General features: G+C 39.5%; 17 protein-coding genes and 2 pseudogenes. 13 read left to right on the forward strand and 6 right to left on the reverse strand.

Annotated features, from left to right (window positions below; translation table 11 throughout):
• Positions 1-118 precede the first annotated feature (118 nt).
• Positions 119-427: pseudogene (locus D5R40_RS21255) on the reverse strand (zinc ribbon domain-containing protein); the annotation flags it as partial.
• 16 nt (positions 428-443) lie between these two features.
• Positions 444-773, reverse strand: coding sequence for a transposase (locus D5R40_RS42095; RefSeq protein WP_287289085.1), 330 nt, complete (start codon positions 771-773; stop codon positions 444-446).
• 204 nt (positions 774-977) lie between these two features.
• Between D5R40_RS42095 and D5R40_RS42100 the strand changes: the two genes are divergently transcribed.
• A complete protein-coding gene (locus D5R40_RS42100; protein ID WP_124143046.1) occupies positions 978-1,280 on the forward strand; it encodes a hypothetical protein in 303 nt (100 codons plus the stop codon).
• Between the two features lie 152 nt (positions 1,281-1,432).
• On the opposite strand, the gene D5R40_RS42105 is transcribed toward D5R40_RS42100, so the two are convergent.
• Positions 1,433-1,690: a helix-turn-helix domain-containing protein gene (locus D5R40_RS42105; RefSeq protein WP_124143045.1), complete on the reverse strand. Its 258-nt coding sequence runs from the start codon at positions 1,688-1,690 to the stop codon at positions 1,433-1,435.
• Positions 1,691-1,842: 152 nt separating this feature from the next.
• Here D5R40_RS42105 and psb28 point away from each other — a divergent pair, with 152 nt between their 5' ends.
• Positions 1,843-2,178 (forward strand): photosystem II reaction center protein Psb28, encoded by a 336-nt coding sequence (gene psb28, locus D5R40_RS21275; protein WP_124143044.1) that lies wholly within the window; start codon positions 1,843-1,845, stop codon positions 2,176-2,178.
• Between the two features lie 739 nt (positions 2,179-2,917).
• Here the strand turns inward: psb28 and D5R40_RS21280 are convergent.
• The gene (locus D5R40_RS21280; protein WP_124143043.1) at positions 2,918-5,632 is read right to left on the reverse strand and encodes a DEAD/DEAH box helicase; all 2,715 of its coding nucleotides are present in this window, start codon (positions 5,630-5,632) and stop codon (positions 2,918-2,920) included.
• 130 nt (positions 5,633-5,762) lie between these two features.
• Positions 5,763-6,977 (reverse strand): RNA-guided endonuclease InsQ/TnpB family protein, encoded by a 1,215-nt coding sequence (locus tag D5R40_RS21285; RefSeq protein ID WP_124143042.1) that lies wholly within the window; start codon positions 6,975-6,977, stop codon positions 5,763-5,765.
• A gap of 171 nt (positions 6,978-7,148) precedes the next feature.
• Between D5R40_RS21285 and D5R40_RS21290 the strand changes: the two genes are divergently transcribed.
• Together D5R40_RS21290 and D5R40_RS21295 are read left to right on the forward strand one after the other, a co-directional pair.
• Entirely contained in the window at positions 7,149-8,657 is a 1,509-nt protein-coding gene (locus D5R40_RS21290; protein WP_124143041.1) for a hydroxysqualene dehydroxylase, read from the forward strand.
• A gap of 1,876 nt (positions 8,658-10,533) precedes the next feature.
• Positions 10,534-11,832, forward strand: a complete 1,299-nt coding sequence (locus D5R40_RS21295; protein WP_124155160.1) for a M16 family metallopeptidase — start codon at positions 10,534-10,536, stop codon at positions 11,830-11,832.
• Positions 11,833-12,789: 957 nt separating this feature from the next.
• On the opposite strand, the gene D5R40_RS39925 is transcribed toward D5R40_RS21295, so the two are convergent.
• On the reverse strand, positions 12,790-13,098 hold the full coding sequence (locus D5R40_RS39925) for a hypothetical protein (RefSeq protein ID WP_240041631.1): 309 nt from the start codon (positions 13,096-13,098) through the stop codon (positions 12,790-12,792).
• A gap of 199 nt (positions 13,099-13,297) precedes the next feature.
• Here D5R40_RS39925 and D5R40_RS42790 point away from each other — a divergent pair, with 199 nt between their 5' ends.
• The 9 genes and pseudogenes from D5R40_RS42790 to D5R40_RS21330 all read left to right on the forward strand — a co-directional run.
• A complete protein-coding gene (locus D5R40_RS42790; RefSeq protein ID WP_375339399.1) occupies positions 13,298-13,357 on the forward strand; it encodes a hypothetical protein in 60 nt (19 codons plus the stop codon).
• Between the two features lie 741 nt (positions 13,358-14,098).
• The gene (locus tag D5R40_RS21305; RefSeq protein ID WP_124155161.1) at positions 14,099-14,713 is read left to right on the forward strand and encodes a PEP-CTERM sorting domain-containing protein; all 615 of its coding nucleotides are present in this window, start codon (positions 14,099-14,101) and stop codon (positions 14,711-14,713) included.
• 172 nt (positions 14,714-14,885) lie between these two features.
• Positions 14,886-16,595 (forward strand): NAD(P)/FAD-dependent oxidoreductase, encoded by a 1,710-nt coding sequence (locus D5R40_RS21310; protein ID WP_124155162.1) that lies wholly within the window; start codon positions 14,886-14,888, stop codon positions 16,593-16,595.
• Between the two features lie 189 nt (positions 16,596-16,784).
• Complete coding sequence (locus D5R40_RS35750; protein WP_124155163.1) at positions 16,785-17,015, forward strand: hypothetical protein; 231 nt, start codon at positions 16,785-16,787, stop codon at positions 17,013-17,015.
• Positions 17,006-17,134 carry a hypothetical protein gene (locus tag D5R40_RS41320; protein WP_282433652.1) on the forward strand — a complete coding sequence of 43 codons (129 nt, stop codon included), beginning with the start codon at positions 17,006-17,008 and terminating at the stop codon, positions 17,132-17,134. The genes D5R40_RS35750 and D5R40_RS41320 overlap by 10 nt, the downstream gene beginning before the upstream one ends.
• Positions 17,125-17,253, forward strand: a complete 129-nt coding sequence (locus D5R40_RS41325; protein ID WP_282433652.1) for a hypothetical protein — start codon at positions 17,125-17,127, stop codon at positions 17,251-17,253. Before D5R40_RS41320 ends, D5R40_RS41325 begins: the two co-directional genes overlap by 10 nt.
• A 576-nt stretch (positions 17,254-17,829) precedes the next feature.
• Positions 17,830-18,858 carry a C39 family peptidase gene (locus tag D5R40_RS21320; protein ID WP_124155164.1) on the forward strand — a complete coding sequence of 343 codons (1,029 nt, stop codon included), beginning with the start codon at positions 17,830-17,832 and terminating at the stop codon, positions 18,856-18,858.
• A gap of 462 nt (positions 18,859-19,320) precedes the next feature.
• A complete protein-coding gene (locus D5R40_RS21325; protein ID WP_124143036.1) occupies positions 19,321-19,728 on the forward strand; it encodes a hypothetical protein in 408 nt (135 codons plus the stop codon).
• 113 nt (positions 19,729-19,841) lie between these two features.
• A pseudogene (locus tag D5R40_RS21330) lies at positions 19,842-20,132 on the forward strand (hypothetical protein); the annotation flags it as partial.

Here is a 20,132-nt window from a genome sequence, read left to right on the forward strand (position 1 = left end):
GTACCATTGGTGGCCGAAAATTCAGGTTTAATTACTCCGATGCTACCGGATTTGATATGACATCCTCTCTGGTCTAAAGACGCGGAGATTCCTACCGAACCTTAGTTCTTCGGCGAGTTTACGTTTTGCTAGCGCAAAGCTCCGCTAATACAGGGTGCTGCTTCCTTGGCGGTAGTCTGATGCTTCCCTCCACGTCTGTTTTGAGTCTCCGCAATTTGCAGCTCCTCCTCCGGAGGCATGTCCAAGGAGCGACTAATATATTTATTGCTGCATTTTCATCCTGGTCGTGTTTAGCTCCACAACCCAGACACTCCCATTCTCCTACTTTCAGGTCTAATTTCCCACCAGGAAAACGGCAACATGAACACACTTGGGTAGTCGCCTCCCAACAACTAATTACTCTTAGCTCACGACTGTACTTTTCTGCTTTTCCTTCTAACTAATCAGGTACGAAATTGTCTCCAGCCTAAATCACTTATGGCTCTGGACAATTTCCGGTCTCTTGGTGCGCGTTCCCTCTCTTGGTCGGCGTTCCTATGGCGAGGAGACCGTTCCCTACAATCCCGGAACGGGAACGCCGGGTTCCGACCGCTTGCGACTGGTGTCGTCGCGGGGTAGCACCGCTTCTTAATCATACCAGAAACGTTTCCTTCGGAATGCTTCGCAAACAAATCTTCCAGAATAATTGTTTGGTTTTCACGAATTATTTCAGTGGATAATTTATGTAGAAAATCGGTTCTAGTGTCTTTTAATTTGGCATGTTTGCGTAGCATGACCTAGGAAAATTTAGCCACCCTAAGTCTGGCTTTTTCGTATCTTTTAGATCCTTGAGTTTTCTTAGATAATGATTTACTGAATTTCCTATATTTTTTAATTCGTTTTTTTAATAGAGTTGTTGGGAAATAACAATTGAACAATGCTCAAAACCTTATAGAATAAGCTTTTCATGATTCTAGAACTGAAAAACGCTATAAACTTTGACCAATAACGGTTTTAGCCATTTTTTTAGCTTAATTCCCAACAACTCTAATGGTTTTGGCGCATCTACTTTTTCACCATTACTGAATGTGGCAAAAGTTTTGATTCCTAAATCTATGTCTACTGAATTTCTAAATTTTAGTAGTATTTGCGGTGGAATTTCTACGACAAAACTCAGAAAATATCTGTTAGCTGCATCTTTGATGACTGTTACTGATGATGGTTATCCTGGTAAAGGTCTTGACCAGACTACTTTGAAAAACCCTATTTTCGCTAAGTATACTTTGTCTTCATGTACTTGAAAACCTCTTAAGGTAAACCTAGCAGTTTGTCTTGACCTTCGCTTTTTGAATTTGGGAGGTTTAATCGCTTTACCTTTTCTTTTACCTAGGGACATTGCATGCAAGGTCCGTACACTAAAAAAGTTTTGGTAAGCCTGGTTTAAATCATTTAATCATTGTTGTAATGGGACTACAGAAACTTCTGACAACCATTCTCTATTTTCTGTTTTTTTTGCTTGAGTAATAAAGAGTTTTTGTAGTTCAGAGTTACTTGGTTTTTTCTCACCTAAAATATACTTTTCCTGATAGCAAGCTAGGCTATCGTTCCAGATTGTGCGGACACAACCAAATAGCTTTGCTAATCGGTGTTTTTGTCCAACTGTTGAATCAATTCGATATTTGTACCTGGCTTTAATTATTATCGTTTTCAACTAACAATGATATAGCATATTTGTGGGTATCAAATCAAATCAAAAGTCCCCCTAGAAGGGGAAGGCGTAACTACCCAGTTTTTCGGTGAAACTCGATCAGATTGTGTTTATAATAATACTTTAACGATTGCTTAAGGATTAAAAAGATACTGATGACTGCAATTCAATTTATTCAAGGTGTTGATGAAGAGGCTATACCAGAAGTACGTCTAACCCGTTCTCGTAGCGGTAATCAAGGAACAGCTACATTTATTTTTGAGAATCCTAAGGCTTTAGGCCAAGATGTTACTGAAGATATTACAGGAATGTATATGATTGATGAAGAAGGCCAAATTACCAGTCGCGAAGTTAAGGCCAAATTTATCAATGGTGAGCCGAAAGGGCTAGAGGGACTTTATGTGATGAAATCTAAAGAAGATTGGGACCGTTTTATGCGGTTCATGGAGCGTTATGCTAAAGATCATGGTTTAGAATTTAATCAGGCTTGATTTGTTCCCCAGACCAGTAAGTAACTTTTGAGTCTGGGGCTAACTGCTAAAAGTGAAGTGCCCATAAAGATATCTCTGAAAAAGGTGGTCTTATACCAATTTGATAAATGTTTGCTACAAATCGCTTGGTCATTTATTAGTTAGGTAGGACTCAGGTAGGGTAGCAGTCGAATTGGCAACGTACAAGAGTCAGAATTAATAGCTTTGATATCGTTATGTAAATCCTATATTATTTTTTAGTCCGTGTTGTCAATATTTGTTAAGACTGCCAAGGATTTAAAAGCAGTGAACCATAGGACTCATTAAATCCAAAGTGGAATTTTAAGGGTGTACCCATGACAAGGGACGTTTAAGAGAGGAGCCGTGATGAGGTGAAAGTCTCACGTCCGGTTCTGAAGACAAGCAGACTCTATAAAGGGCAACTGGAAATGGGTTTGTTTAGTTTAACTATTTGCCTAGTGCTATAATTAATCTTCATTCTGTGAAGCTCCAAAAAAACGAAAAGAATTTCCCCTTGTATCCTCAAAAAAATCATGGTACTATGTAATCATTAGTAGTTGCTCGCACCTACGCATGACTTTTTATTCAACCAATACACAACAATATTAACAGGAGTCGAAGGAAAAGGCGCAGACATATCAAAAGCTTAAAACTCAGACAACGCAAGATTTTTCCATCTTGCTTCCTCCCTCTTCCTTCTTAAAATCTAGGCCACTTTAACCCCTAGAAACATCAACAATTACTTAACTTCCTCATTAACAGGAAAACGGTCTATCAACTGCATCGCCCGATAAGCATTCCGTCGCAAAACATCAGATAAATGAGGCACATGAGGAATCTGAGAAAGAAAATCCAGAGTCCGACGTAAAATCCGGACAACATCACCCTCATCCAGACTCGTATTTTCCACCAACACCTGCCATTCCACCTCCAGTGCCCACTGTTCAACCAAACTAATCAAATCCCTCTCTAACCAAACAGGTAAACTTACCCGATACCGACGCTGCACCTGAAATAACTGATGTCGTAAACTACGCAAACCACCTAAAGCATCCTCTACCTCCATAGACAAATCATAACGCGACCAACTATCAGGTCTGCTAATCTCAGTCACCAGAGCAGCACAAGCAGCAGCCAAATGATGAGGGTCTAGTGAGTCAAGAACACCAGACATCAACGCCAAACCAAGCCACAATTCATTGTCACCTCGGATCGCTGCACAAGCTTGACCAATTTCCGTAGGCACTACCTCATGCAGACAACCAAAATACTGCAAAATTTCAATGAGATTGAGAAACTCCTGCCAGTGGCGTGCCAATTTATCTTCTAACTCAGTTTGGCGATCGCCTATTTCCATCTCCAATATTCCCATTCGTCGCCAACCCTTCAACAAAATACGAGGACTTCCCCATTCCTTCAGCGGATGTTCCTGAATCTTTACTTCCACGGTTGCTACTTTCTGCATTTGTACCAAAACTTCTGGAGCATCTATTGGTGGAGGTACCTCTGGAATTTGTTCAGATAAACTCAGATAAATTTCATCTCCTTTGCGACATTGCCCCAACCTAAAATCTATCTCAGAAGGCAACTCAATTTGTTCTACTGCCACTAAGCGGGGTACATCTGGGTGTAAACCGACAACATCCATTGCTGCTACAACATACCATCGATTATCCTTACCCAAGCACACATAGTAAGAAGACTGACCAGAACCAGGAATTTTAGCTACTAAAGCAGCGGCAATAGGTTTAGCGTCAGACCTCTTCGCAGTAGGAACGTGCTTTCCTTTTAAACTCATAATAGTTCCCGATAGAGCAAAAGACAAAGACAAAGACATCTCCTTAATGCGATTTTCATCCGCTTGCCTTTGCAAAATTTTCAGCAGTCGTTTTTCTTCTTTTACTCTTTCTCGTATCTTCTCATAATCTCTCAGCAACTGCTCTAAATTTACCAAATCATTCTGTTCATAAATCCCTAATTTATTTTGCAAAGAAGTTAACTCTGCCTGCTTTTGCTCAATCTCTATGCGTTCTGCTTCCAGGGAAAGACTAGATAAATATTGACCAAAACTACGTTCGACTAACTCCTTTGCCTCCTCCAAAGTATGAGTTTGCAGCAAATTCAGCACCATGCCATAACTAGGAGTAAACTGACTAACTAGGGGGTCAGCTCCTGAAGTTGCTAAATAAGATGCCTCCTTCGCACCCTCAAACCTAGTCTGGACAGTTAAAACGTAACCTTGAACATCCATCCCCCGTCGTCCAGCTCTACCTGCCATTTGCAGAAATTCTGATGGTTTTAGCAGTCTGTGACCTTCATCCGTACGTTTGGAGAGGCTAGAGATTACAGTAGTACGAGCTGGCATATTAATTCCAGCAGCTAAGGTTTCAGTGGCAAATACTACTTTGATTAAACCTAGCTGAAATAATTCCTCGACTAATCCTTTCCACACTGGTAACATTCCAGCATGGTGGGATGCTATACCTCTACTTAGAGGTTCGAGTCTTTTAGAGTGAGTTAGGTCTGGGTTACTATTGAGGAATTTTTGAATTAAATTTTGCAGTTGAATAGTTTCTGTTTCGTCCAGCAAAGTAAGATTACTGACTTGTGCTATTTCTGCCACTGCGCGATCGCAACCTCGACGGCTAAATATGAAGTAGATAGCTGGTAACATATCCCGCTCTTTGAGTTGAGATAAAACTGCTGGCAATATTGGTTCTAATTGTTTTTCTCTTCTATCTCTACCTATATTATGTCGATTTTTAGGCTTGAGCAAGGGATTTACTCTTTTTTGGTTATTGCTCAGTAGAGGAAATAGACCTTTGCTGTTAGAAAAATTAAATTGGAGAGGTACTGGCCGAAAATCAGAGTAAATCAGTTCAGTTGGCCCATGTACTTTATTGATCCAATCTGTAAGCTGGTCGCTGTTGGCTACTGTAGCGGAGAGAGCTAATAGTTGAATTTCTGATGGACAATAAATTATTAATTCTTCCCATACTGTGCCTCGTTGGCGATCGTTCATGTAGTGGCATTCGTCCAAGACTACGGCTTCTACTTTTTCTAGAGATGTGCCTATTTCTCCTATGGGGGTGCCATAGAGCATATTGCGGAAGACTTCTGTAGTCATTACTAGGACTGATGCTTCCCTGTTAACGGAGGTATCTCCGGTGACTAACCCTACTTTGTCTGCTCCAAATTTGTCCCGGAAGTCCCGCAATTTTTGGTTTGACAGAGCTTTGAGGGGTGTGGTATAGAATACTCGTCGTCCGCGACTTAGGGCACGGTAGATGGCGTATTCTCCAATTAGAGTTTTGCCTGAGCCGGTAGGGGTACAAACAACTACGGATTTTCCAGCGTTTACGGCGACGATCGCCTCTTTCTGGAAGTTGTCTAGTTCAAATGGAAATAAGGTCTTCAGATCCAGCTCTCGGCTGTTCTGGGTTGAGTATGACACTAATGTTTATTTTCTTGACTTTATACAGGTTTTGTGATATTGCCTATTCTGTTTTTTTAATTAACGAGTAAATATTGACACTCTCACCGTTAAATCAAAGATTATAATGGGAGATTCTTGTTTCAGACTCTTAACTAGGTAACAAATCAAACAAGCTGAGTTGCACCCCCGCCAGACCGTCTCCACAAGCTTTTTTGTTAACGGTATGCCCTACCGCTATTAATCCTCTTTTTCTAATTACTTTTGCAGCAGCTACATCCCGATTCACTTGATAACCACAACTGCTACTATTATGTTTTCTATCAGACAGTTTCTTTTTCTGTATATGCCCACATAACGGACATTCTTGAGAGGTATAATTCTTGTCAACTTTGTAATAGTACTTACCTCGTTTCCAGCAAACATAAGGCAATATTTCGTTGATAAACTGACCAATTCCAGAATCCAAGGATTGTTTTCTAACAATACCTTGAGACCAAGATTTAAAATTCATATCTTCAACAAAAATATTGTCTGTAAAATCGCAAAGTTGATGAGCTAGTTTGAAATGCCAATCACGTCTAGTATTAGCTATTTTTTCATGTAGTCTAGCTATTTTATTCTGGAGTTTTAACCAGTTATTTGAACCTCTTATTTTCTTCTTAAGTCTTCTTTGCAGCAATTTCAGCTCGCGCAGTGAACTCAATAAAAATTTAGGATATTTGATTAAATTTCCAGTGGAAGTAGCTACAAAAGATTCTATTCCTGCATCAATGCCTAATGACCTTTCACCTACTGGATTATCTGGGACTGATTCTGATGAAGTAAAGGTAATCATCAGATAATAACCACTAGCTTTTTTGACTATCCTGGCTTGTTTAACCACCATTTCTTCCGGGTATGGCCTACTCTGCTTTAATTTAATCCAACCCAATTGAGGTAACTTGAATCTACCGCAACCCAGACAATTTTTCAGCATGGCAGGAAAGACAAAGCTTCTCATCCTTTTCTTAAATCTTGGAAAGCCTTTGCCTAAACTTTTCATCTCAGAAAATGCCCTGTCTAATTGTTTTAAAGTTTGTTGTAAAACCTGAGCATTTGCTGATTTTAATCTAGGATTAGTTTTCTTAGCTATTGTTAAGTTTTTTGCTTGATGATTGTAATTAGGATAAGGGGCATCAGCAGGAATAATATACTCAGAAATAATTGAACAACTACTAATTGATGATTTTCTCGAATTTAACCAGTCTTTTCGTTTTCTTAAGGCATAGTTATATACACTTTTACAGACATCAAGAATGTGATTAATTTCTGCCTCTTGATGCTGAGTTGGTTTCAGCTTGTACTGGTAAGTTAAAGTAATCAACTTTGTTATTCAACTTCTAAGTAAATACTATTTAATTATAACACAAAATATGCACAGCCTTGACAACTACTAGAAAATTAAGCAAATTAGAAGAAAATTGGGAAACTAGCCTGAAAATTGGCTCTAGAAAATCCACAAAAATTACTGAATTTTTGACTTAAAAAAAGTAGCATGACAATAGGAACTAAAACTCCAAAAATAGTAGTAGTTGGTGCTGGTTGGGCTGGTTTAGGAGCCACTCACCACCTAGCCAAAAATGGCTATGACGTTACACTCCTAGAAGCTGGCCCTTATCCCGGTGGTTTAGTCGCTGGTTGGAAAACTCCCGGAGGCCGTTCTGTAGAAGTGGGCATACATGGTTTTTGGTATCCTTACCATAACATATTTTCTCTTGTCAAGAAGCTAAACCTCGATCCATTCACTCCCTGGACTCGTTCAGCTCAATATTCTCCTGCTGGGTTAGAGGTAGAATCACCTATTTTTCAAGACTTACCACCTTTTCCAACACCTCTTGGTACTTTTATTTATACTCAATTTAAACGATTACCTTTGAGCGATCGCCTTTCTGCTCTGCCACTGCTTTATTCTGTGATAGATTTTGATAATTCGGATGAAGCTTGGCGAAGATACGACGCAGTAACAGCGAGAGAATTATTCAAACAATATGGCGTGACAAAAAGATTATATGATGATGCTTTTAATGCCATGTTATTAGTTGGTTTATTTGCTCCAGGAGAACAATGTTCGGCTGCTGCTGCATTGGGAATGTTATATTATTTTATCCTAGCTCACCAACCAGATTTTGATGTTGTTTGGTGTCGGGGTACTGTAGGAGAAATGATATTTAAACCTTGGGTAGAAAATATCGAAAATCTAGGTGGAAAAGTTCTGACAAAACGGCGAGTTACTGACTTAATTGTTGATGATAATGGCAAAGCAACAAAGGTTGTTTGTGAAGACCAAATATTTGAAGCAGATGCGGTTATTTTTGCTGTTGGTATTAGTGGGATGAAAAAGATTATGGCAGGTAGTGAAGCTCTGCAAAGTCGTCAAGAATTTAGGAATATTAATAATTTAGGTGGAGTTGATGTATTGGGAACCAGATTATGGTTCGACCGAAAAATTTCAATTCCTCGTGCTTCTAATGCTTGCTTTGGATTTGATACAACTACAGGTTGGACGTTTTTTGATTTGAATGCTTTACACGACGAATTTCGCCATGAACCAGGAACAGTTGTAGAGGTAGATTTTTATCATGCTAATCAATTTTTACCTTTGAGCGATGGGGAAATTATTAAAATGGTACAGACATATTTAGCAACTTGTATTCCAGAATTTATAGAGGCAGAAATTATCGACCAAAGTGTGGTTAGAGTTAGAGAAGCAGTCACTCACTTCTTTCCTGGAAGTTATCAATATTTACTTCCTGCTAAAACAAGTTTTGACAATATATTTATGAGTGGAGATTGGATTGCTAACCGTCACGGTTCATGGTCTCAGGAAAAAGCTTATGTAACAGGTTTAGAAGCAGCTAACTTAGTAGTAGATAAGTTTAAATTAGGACAGAAAGCTAATATTATTCCCGTGGAAAAAGATGAAGAGCATATTCAATTTGCCAGGACGATAAATAAGTCGTTCAGAGAGATAGGAAAATCAATATTTCCTAATATTTGGTTGTAATATAGCAATCACCATGCTGGTGAGGTACAAAACTCTAGGCAACAGGCAACAGGCAACAGGCAACAGTCAACAGGCAATAGGCAATAGGCAATAGGCAACAGGCAACAGGCAATAGTGAAGTAAAGACAAGAGTGTACCTCATGCTTACTGAGAAACGCTATATAGCGCTTTTCACCCCTATGAGGTACATCAACGATCCCCCTAGATCCGCGTTAAAAAGGGGGACTTCCGGTCTCCCCCCTTGTCAAGGCAGGGTCAATTTATTGACAAACTTTATTGTCACGCTTAGAAAAATTGATAGGGAGATGGGGAGTGTGGGGACCCACCCCTAACCCCTCCCTGGAGGGGAATTTGGGGAGATGGGGAGATGGGGAGATTCTTATATAGCAATGTGCGCTGGCATATTTACACATTATTTTTTGTACACCTTTTCTAGAGTGCACTTTGAGCTGGACATTGTAAATACCTGAGCGCTCATTGCTATATTTGCACAATTAAATGTATTTCATATCCATATAAATATTCTCTGAGCACAATGAATTAGCCCTGCCCTTGTCAACGGGCAGGGTCAATTTATTGTCACGCTTAGAAAAATTGATAGGGAGATGGGGAGTGTGGGGACTGTGGGGAAATTTGTATATTTGCACAATTAAATGTATTTCATATTACAGCACTTTTTAGGATAATGAGGTATAGCTTCAAAGATTTATCTTTTTTTCCCTACTCCCTACTCCCTAAAGTCCTAAAATTTTGTACCTCATCAACTCCAAAACTGCTTTAATATTCTCTGACGACAAAGAATTAGCCCTGCCATCAACGGGGGTGGTGAAAATTGTCTGGGGTTTGTAGACATGGAGTGGCCGGTTGTTGACTATCCATAAGCAATTAGACCTTCAGCATAGCTGCCTTCTTCAAAGCAGTCGAAGGAAAGGAGACCGACAGAGCAAAAGCTGAAAACTCAGACAAAGCAATATTTTTCCCTCTTCCCTCTTCCTTCTTCTCTCTTCCCTCTTCCCTTCCCTCTTATATCATGTTCGGACGGGTCAGTTATAAATAAAACAGGATTACGCATTTTAATGGAAAAACACTATATATACCATAGTGCTATAGTTTTTATCTACTATATGTAGTGCCTTTGCGTAAGCCCTGTAAAATTTAAGGACTGACAGTACCGACAGTACCAAAGAAATACTGAAATTATCAATACTATTGTGCAATATTTCATAAGCATTCCTCCTTTCTTCTCTCCTGACTCCTGAGGACTGACTCCTGAGGACTCACAACAGTTATTTATAAGTAGGGCTTGCTGATTAAATATCAAAGCATTTACAGATAAAGGTTGTAGCCTTTTTAGGGTCGAATTGCAGTGCGCCTGTTTCAGTCTAAAACACTCAAAAAGTTAGTATTTTAGGCTCATAGTGGGGCAGAAAAATCCCAAATTGACAAAACTTAGCTCCTACCTCCTCGCTCCCGATCCATTTCTCCTGTCTTCCCCTCCTGGGAGGGGGAGGGGCGAGGGGTGGGTTGTCTCCAGTATAGCTGTCTCCTACCCTCACCCATAAGACTTTTTCAGCAAACCCTAAGTATTCAACCGTTAGCGTAGCTCCCCCGGAGGGGGAACATGATATTACTTCTTCTGTCTTCCCTCTTCCCTCTTCTTTCTTCCTTCTTCCCTCTGCTATAGGACTTACGCACTGACCATAGATATAGTTCTTTGTGGGTTACGCTACCGCTAACACACCCTACCAATAGCGTTCATGCGTAAATCCTGAATTATTTCTCCCCGTTCCCTGTTCCCTGTTCCCAGATCCGGTGTTCCCTCTTTTGGAGGAGATGTCACTATATTGAGAAAGGTAAACCACAGAAAAAATCAAGAATGACCTCAACCCTAGTCCAACCAACCCTCGAATCTCTCAACGCCCCTACTATCCACCAACTACCAAATGGACTTACTATCATTGCCGAATACCTACCAGTTGAAGCAGTTAATCTCAATATTTGGCTAAACGTTGGTTCTGCAGTTGAATCCGAACCAATCAATGGTATGGCCCATTTTCTTGAGCATATAATTTTCAAAGGCACTCCCAAACTCGCTGGTGGTGAATTTGAACGCTTAGTAGAACAACAAGGTGCCGTAATGAATGCCGCCACTAGTCAAGACTACACCCATTTTTACATTACCACTGCTCCTAAAGACTTTGCCAAATTAGCACCTTTGCAGTGGGAAGTACTCCTAAATGCCAGCATTGCAGATGACCCTTTTGAAAGAGAGCGGTCTGTTGTACTAGAAGAAATTCGGCGCTCAGATGATAACCTTAACCGTCGTTGTTACCGAAAAGCGATTGAAACCGCCTTTGAAAAATTACCTTATCGTCGTCCGGTATTAGGTCCTGCTGAAGTTGTTTCTCAACTGCAACCCCAACAAATGCGCGACTTTCATCAGACTTGGTATCAACCTGGTTCTATGACTGCCACTGTAGTCGGAAATTTACCAGTAGAAGAATTAATTGATATAGTCGCCAGTTCATTTACCGAAGCACAAAACAGCAAAAATATTCCAGAAATACCTCCACTACCACCCACAAATAATTTAACCCCAGAGCAACCTTTTACAAAAATAGTTCGCCATGAAGTAGTTGATGAAGCTCTTCAACAAGCAAGGTTAATGATGCTTTGGCGAGTACCTGGGTTAACTCAATTACATGAAACTTATACCTTGGATGTGTTGGCAACTATTTTGAGTCGAGGGAAAACATCTCGCCTGGTGCGTGACTTACGGGAAGAGCGAGGTTTGGTTTATTCTATTGGTGTGAGTAATATGAGTCATCGTCATCAAGGTGTTTTCTATATATCTGCTAGGTTGCCAGAAGAAAATTTAGCTGAAGTAGAAGTAGCGATCGCTCACCACATACATACTATTCAACAAGAGTCGGTGACAGAAACAGAAATTCAACGTATTCGGACATTGGTTGCCAATAGGTTTGTTTTTGCCAATGAGACACCGAGCGATCGAGCTAATTTATATGGTTACTATCACTCAATAGTGGGAGAGTTAGCACCTGCGCTCAGTTATCCTCAACATATTCAGGCACTCGACTCGTCTGATATTCAACAGGCGGCATCAAAATATTTGTCTGTTGATGCTTATGGAGTAATAGCGTTTCGACCTAAGTAAGTGTAAAAAGTTAGGTAGTTAGGTAGGGTGCGTTAGGCAGTAATCATATTTGTGGTGAATTACTCTCTGGAAAATTTCTGCCGTAACGCACCAAGCAATCAAAATTGGCAGTAATCATATTTGTGGTGAATCACTCTCTGGAAAATTTCTGCCGTAACGCACCAAGCAATCAAAATTGGCAGTAATCATATTTGTGGTGAATCACTCTCTGGAAAATTTCTGCCGTAACGCACCGAGCAATCAAAAATGGCAGTAATCATATTTGTGGTGAATCACTCTCTGGAAAATTTCTGCCGTAATATCATATCCGGATAATTAGTGATCAGAAAACTCTCTCCTTCAACTCCAGTTCTTCTTCTTCCTTCTTCTTTCTTCCCTCCTGACTCCTGACTTCCCCTCCACGATCGGGGGAGGGGCGAGGGGTGGGTTGACTCCTGAGGACTCCGTAGTTATTTATTTATCACTGTTCAACCGGACATGATATAACGCACCAAGCAATCAAAATTGGCAGTAATCATATTTGTGTTGAATCACTCTCTGGAAAATTTCTGCCGTAACGCACCAAGCAATCAAAAGTAGTCGTCTGTTAAGATTCAATTGTTGGTCAGTGGGAGCATCTTGATCCCGTGCATGAAGGTCTAGTTGCCTGATATCAGCAAGAATCTCAGATTTTTAATCAGACTTTTATCTTAGGACTCCAAAACTTCCCGGATACACTATCCAATCTAGCTTCATCAAAACTTCATAATCCCTCTTGTCTTGGCATAGCTAGACACTTCAAACCCCTATCTCATAATTAATTCCACTGATTTTAACCACTAAAAATACCATCGTCATTTTTGAAGATTTTGTAAAGTATAGTCACAAGGAGTTGCGGAAATTTCATGGGGGGGGTAGACTAACCTTTAAGTCAATAAAAATAAGTTTTACAAGGGAATTAATTATGTTTAAACATTTTTAAATCGCTGCTGTTGGCGCTGCTATCACTACTTTTACTGCTGTTTCTGCAGCTAGTGCTGCTACTTTTGGGTTTTCTTTCAGTAATGAAAATGGTATAGTCAATGGTACTGTTGAAGGTACTATTGAATTAATTGAATCACCTGTTCGCGATGATCGTTTTTTAGCTACTTCAGTTATAGTTACCTCTAGTCCTGACTTAGGATATAATCTTCCCCTAAATATTTTTACAGATATAAACCAACCTGATGCAAATATTTTTGCTGTTGTTGGGGGGGAAATTAATGCCTTAGCCTTTTTCTCTACCAATGGGACTGAAGGGTTATTTCTTCAGCTTCTTCCTGTTATTACAGAAACTGGGTCAGAGTTTATTGGATTTGCTGGTTTAACCTCAGTAGGTACTCCTAATCTTAATCTGTTTTTTGGAGTTGTAGATTTAGATGGTTCGACCCTTACCTTTACCTCTCTTTCTACAACTATCCCTGAAACTGTCCCTGAACCGGGTACAATTTTAGGATTATTAACCGTTGGTTCATTAGGTGCATTAACTCGCAAACGCGAAGCATAAACCTAAGTGCTTCAGGTGCAACTTCTCACTCTATAAAACCTAATTTAATCAGGACTTACACACTACAACGTATTTTCGTCATTGCGACCGACAGGGTTTGCGTAGCAGTCCGGAACGGAAAGCAATCTCAAATCCTAGTTTTTCCTACCTCATGGGTAAGTCCTGTTAATGATACCTACAAATATTTGATTTTAGAGAGATTCACCTGAAAGTGTTAGGTGTGTCTCTCGAATTTATTTATGCCCTGCAATATTTTCTATTTGTGGTGAATCACTCTATTGAAAATTTCTGGCGTAATATCATGTCCGGTTGAATAGTTTAATTAAAGCTCTACTACAAACAAAAACTTTTTGATTGCTCATGATCCGGACATCATATAATGCACCGAGGAGTCAAAATTCCCGGCAATTAAGCCATCAGTTACATCCGTTACTAACATGACTTTTGGAAGTCGCCACTACATCTATAGGACTAACTTGAAGACGTAATCATACAAAGATCACACCTTAATATCCGGAAAGAGTTATGTCACTTCATAAAAACTTAATAATTACCTATTCCATAGCAATACATTAGAATCTCTACTCCTAATATATTTGGTTGATTTTCACTACGAAAAACACTGTAGACATTTTTAAAGATTCGGTAAAGTAGAGCATAAGGGGGTTGCAGAAATTTCGGGGGGGGGGGTAGATTAGATTTGTAGGCAAAAAAAATAAATTTTACTAAGGAGATTCAATCATGTTGAAAAAGCTTTCAATCGCTGCTGCTGGCTCTGCAATCGCTACTTTAACTGCTGTTTCTGGTGCTAATGCTGCTAGTTTTTCCTATACTGGTTCTGGAGGTGCTTTTCCACCAACTTTTACAAGTTCTATTACCGTAACAGACGATATCGCCATTGATGATCTATCTTTAGACCTAAATAATTTTCAGCATACTTGGGCAGGTGATGTAGTTGCCACTTTAAGTTTTGATGATGGCTTTGGTTCAGTTATATCAACTGTAATGAGTAATCCTTTGGGTGGGGTTGATAGTGGTAATTTTGATTTTAATGGCGATTATACATTTGCTGATGGAGGTATTGCCCTTCCAAGAATCAATCCTTTACCTGAAGGTACTTATGCTCCTGAAGATAGCTTTATAGATATTTTTGGTGGTCTTAATGCAAAAGGAACTTGGACTCTTGAATTATTGGATGCCTTACCTGCATTCGATGATGGTTCCTTAGGTAGCTGGGATCTCAATATTGAGGGCGATCCAGTTTCAACTCCCGAACCTGCTTCCTTATTAGGTTTATTCGGAATAGGTGTTTTAGGTGCCACTTCCCTGAAACGTAAGCAAAAAGAAAAAGTATAGGTTCACAGGTCTAATTTCTTGCGAACCTACGTCATCATATAAAACCTAGTTCAATTATATCATCAAATACTTCTTTGTCAGGGTAAAATCTACAAATGTACGCGGAATATGTTATGTATGGAGATAATTTACTTATCTCTATACATCAGTATGAATTACAAGCATAACAATCATGTCCAATAAAAATTACGATGTGGCAATTATAGGTGGTGGACCCGCAGGTAGTACCACTGGCACATTACTGAAAAAGTATAACCCTAACTTACAAGTATTAATTTTAGAAAAAGCCAAATTTCCTCGCGACCATGTAGGAGAAAGCCAACTGCCTCAAATTAGCGCTATTCTGGAAGAAATGGGTTGTTGGGATAAAGTAGAAGCAGCTAACTTTCCCATTAAAATTGGAGCTACTTATCGTTGGGGAAAAACTTCTCAACTGTGGGATTTTGATTTTCTCGCAGCAACAGAATTTCAAAATGAACCCCGCCCTGCCCAATATAAAGGACAACGCCAACAAACAGCTTTTCAAGTAGATCGCTCCGTATATGACACTATTCTATTAGACCATGCTCAAGAATTAGGTTGTGAAGTTAGACAAGAAACAGCAGTTACCAAAGTAGATGTAGATATAGAAACAGACCAAGTTAAAAATTTGCATTTAAGTAATGGAGAGCAAATTAATGCCCGTTATTATATTGACGCTTCAGGACATATTGGTGTTTTAAGAAGGGTATTAGGAGTAGAAACAACAATTCCCACGAGATTACAAAATATAGCTATTTGGGACTACTGGACAAATGCAGAATGGGCTGATGAAATTGGCGTGGGCGGTACAAGAGTCCAGGTAATGAGTTTAGCTCATGGTTGGATTTGGTTTATTCCTCTAGGTCCAACTCGTACAAGTATTGGTTTTATTTGTCCGGCTGAACATTACAAAAAACTCAAAAAACCACCAGAAGATATTTATCAAGAAGCACTCAAAAGTGAACCTCGTATTAGTGAATTAATTGCTAATGCTACCAGCAGAGGTAAGATTGAAACAACAAAAGATTGGTCTTTTCTCTCAGAAAAGTTAGTAGGAGAAAATTGGTTTTTAGCAGGAGAGTCAGCAGGTTTTGCCGACCCAATTTTAGCTGCGGGTATGACTTTAACTCATGTGAGTGCTAAAGAAGCAGCTTATACAATTTTAGAACTAGAACAACAAAAACACGACGCTACCTGGTTAAAACACCACTATGAAGATAACCAAAAGCGACGTATCAAACAACATATTCGTTTTGCTGATTATTGGTATGCTGCAAATGGTCAGTTTAGTGACTTACAAAAACACTGTCGAGATATTGCTAAAGATGCAGGACTAAAATTAACCCCAGAACAAGCTTTTCGCTGGTTATCTCAAGGCGGTTTTACCAATGATGTTTTAGGTCAAGCAGGTGTTGGTGGTCTCGATCTAACTGGTACAAAACAAATTATGCAAAGATTCGCCCAAAAAGATTCATCTTGGGAAATTAGCGGTTACAACATCTTTAAACTAAATCTTGAAGGTGCAAAACAAGAAGATTTACCTGTATATAATAACGGTCGTATTGAGAAGATAAAATCCTATGTTAAAGATGAACAAAGACTTCCCTTAACAGGTTTCTATGCTGCATTAGTGAAAATATTAGAACGTACTTCCGATATTCAACAAATATCAGCCTTATTAAAAAAATCTTTAACTTCTCAGTATTCACCTCAACACACTCAAGTTGCCTTTAACCATGCCTTACAATGTTTAGAAGTCATGGTTTCTGAAGGATGGGTAACAGCAAAAATAGACAAGAAAAAACCCAAATTACAACTTTCTACTCCTACAGAAGGAGCTTTAATTCATGCTCATTCTTAGTCATCTCAAGAGTATGTAGCAGATTCGGGATGAATGTGGTACAACCGACGGGGTAAATATTTTTTGCTTGTTCGAGACCCTACTACCTATTTTCATCAATATATGTACTTCGTGTCTGTTGAAAACTGCTGTATCTATAAAAAAATCAAATATTTCTGATTGAGGAAGTGCATCCAAAAATATTACCGATTGAAGAAGGAGACAGGAGACAACCCACCCCCAACCCCTCCCAACCCACCCCTAACCCCTCCCAGGAGGGGAGGGGAAGACAGGAGACAGGAGGAAAATTACATGGGGATAGTCAACGAAGGGCCGCTCCGCGTCTACGCTCCCCCAAGTAATTTTCCTCCTGTCTCCTGTCTTCCCCTCCCAGGAGGGGAGGGGAAGACAGGAGACAGGAGGAAAATTACATGGGGATAGTCAACGAAGGGCCGCTCCGCGTCTACGCTCCCCCAAGTAATTTTCCTCCTGTCTCCTGTCTTCCCCTCCCAGGAGGGGAGGGGAAGACAGGAGACAGGAGGAAAATTACATGGGGATAGTCAACGAAGGGCCGCTCCGCGTCTACGCTCCCCCAAGTAATTTTCCTCCTGTCTCCTGTCTTCCCCTCCCAGGAGGGGAGGGGAAGACAGGAGACAGGAGGAAAATTACATGGGGATAGTCAACGAAGGGCCGCTCCGCGTCTACGCTCCCCCAAGTAATGCGTGAACACCCCCGTTGACGGTGGGGTATTAAACCCACAAAGAAAATGATAATTATTGCTCTGCTGATTAAATATAAAAGCATTGACATATAAAGACTTTAGCCTTTTTGGGAACAAAAAAAGTGCGCCTGTTTCAGTCTAAAACGCTCAAAAAGGAGCGTATTTTAGGCGCATAGTTGGGCAGAAAAATTCAGGGACAATTCTTACTCCTAACTTCCTCGCTCATTCCCATTTCTCCTGTCTCCTGTCTCCTGTCTCCTGTCTCCTACCCTTACCCATAAGACTTTTTCAGCAAACCCTAATTATCCATTATCCATTATCCATTAATGAAGGTGTGTCTCCCAATCTTGATATTTCGGCCAAAAATTCCTTGCTCTCCAACTTCGGGAGTCTGTAGAAGTAGCGACTTTCGTTTGGCCTCCCCCGCTCCTGACTCCTGACTTTTTAGCCCAAGTGTCCCATCTCCGAGTTGAGTCTAGAGCCAGAGTGTACTATGCTGCTGATTAGCTATTTCCTAGTTATCATTAACCTAGCATGGAACTTAAAGACTTTCTGGGGACAGACCTTAAATACGACGTAAAAACCCTCGCCGATGATGAACACCTCACCCGCGAGATTCAGGCCATACTCATTGACCTAAATATGCTTAACCCTCCAATAGATGGCATATTTGGCCCATTAACCACAGCAGCACTTCATCGATTTCAAGTAGATCAAAAAAGTGGTGAAGCTGGATATTTAGGGGAGAAAACTATCAAAAAATTGTTCGATGCAAAAGAAGCAAATATTCCTGCATCTCTAATCATATTAAAAACGAAAAAAGACACTATCCTGAAATCAAGACCCCTTCAATCTTCTCAATTAACTGAGTCAGAAAAACATCATATCCCTGCTAATCAAGAGTTTGAACTTTTAGCTTACGCTACAGTGAGAAACCACTTCCGGATTGCCTTTCGTAACCATAAACACAACAGTTCAGGGATTTGGTATATCCATGAAAAACACATCGAAATTTATGAAAATAATCAAATTGTGCATCCTAAGCACAAACCAAATACTATCAGAATTAAAGTTCCCTACAAACCAAAACTAGACAATTGGTATAATCCCACAGGTTTATGTAATATTACTTCAATCGCTTCCTGTTTAGAGTTTTTGCAGGCTAATCGTAGGTCTAATTATGGTCAATTTGAAGATGAACTTTATGAATATGCTTTAAGTCAAGGTTACAGTCGTCATAATCCACATCATTTAGTTAAAATTGTTAGAGATTATGGGTGTCAAGATACTTTTAAAACTAATGCCACTATTGAAGAAGTTCAAGACTACCTAATAGCAGGAAATCCTGTGGCTATACATAGTTATTTTACTTCTTTTGGTCATCTGATTGTCGGTGTTGGTTTTGATAATGAAGGATTATTTATCCATGACCCCTATGGAGAATGGTTTTCTACTGGATATCGTACTGACCTAAGTGGTGCTTATTTACATTATTCTTATCGATTCATTCGGAATGTTTGTATGCCAGATGGGAGTTTCTGGGTACATTTTATTTCAAAGTAGAAGCGATCGCGACTGGAGCAATGTGAAAGATTTGCCGAGTATTTTGTTAGGAAAGCAGTCTTAATGTATTAGAGATTGCTTCCTTATCGATTGCAATGACAACTATTCAATCAAACTGCATATGATGCCCCTAATTTTAACCTTGAAAAACAACCATTGACCAAGACCAAATTAAAGATTATTCAGAGTTAAGGATATTAATTAAACTTTTATTGTATCACTCCCTGGTTTGCTGGATAAATCACCAAATCTTAACTTCATCAAAATTTCATAATTGCTATTACTGTACTTATAACCTCAAAGGCTTATTTAGTAATTGATGGTAGTAATTTTAAATGCTAAAAATACTTTCTTCATTTTTAAAGATTCTGTAAAGTTTAGCCAGAAGGAGTTGCAAAAATTTCGGGGGGGGGTAAGTTAAAGTTATAGGTAACAAAAATAAATTTTCCCGATTTAACAAGAATGATACTAAAATACGCTATTGCTGGTTTTGCTACTGTCCTTGGGTTTACTGCTTTCAGTCACTCTGCTTTGGCAGTCAGTTTAGTTGGAGATCAAATTGAAGTAAATATAGTTAGAACTGATGGTTTTAGTTCGTTTACCGACAATCCCACTGTGATTGTTCCTGGAGTAGAAAGCACCCAAATATTCACCTTTGAGACTATTAATGCAGCTAGTATTAATATTGATTTTGCTGCTAGTAGTTTTAGCATTGAGTTGATCAACGGAAATATTGGCATAGGTTTTTTCCCAAGGAATTTTACCTTTACCGATTTAGATTTTTCCCCTCTGGCAACGATTAGTAATGTCCTCTTTACGGGCGGAATAGGTTCTTTTGACAAAATTTCTTTTACCGAAAAGCGACGTTGAAGGCCCCCGTGTTTTAACCGGGGGATGAAAACAAGCGAGTCGCTTAGACTAGACAACTTTAGTTGTCCTGTGTTATTATTACCTACAATAACTGTTCGGTCTGCCCGTTTCAAATGTACTGTTGTCAGCAAGTTTTAGTAGGTAAAAATCCTGAATTAATTCCCATTTTAACATTCTTGTGCGAACAGTCTCACAAACTAACTAACATGGGCATATACTATGGTCGGCAATTATATTTTAAAGCCAGGATTGGTATTGGCAAGTTTGACTTGGAAAAGGTCTATAAAAGGAACTATCATTACAAAGTTTTATATTCTCAAGCAGCACAACAAACATTGAGAACTGTAGCTGAATCATTTAGGTCTTATTATGGTCTTATTATTGCCTATAATGAAGGTAAAATC

This window comes from Okeania hirsuta (genome assembly GCF_003838195.1).
Taxonomy (GTDB): domain Bacteria; phylum Cyanobacteriota; class Cyanobacteriia; order Cyanobacteriales; family Microcoleaceae; genus Okeania; species Okeania hirsuta.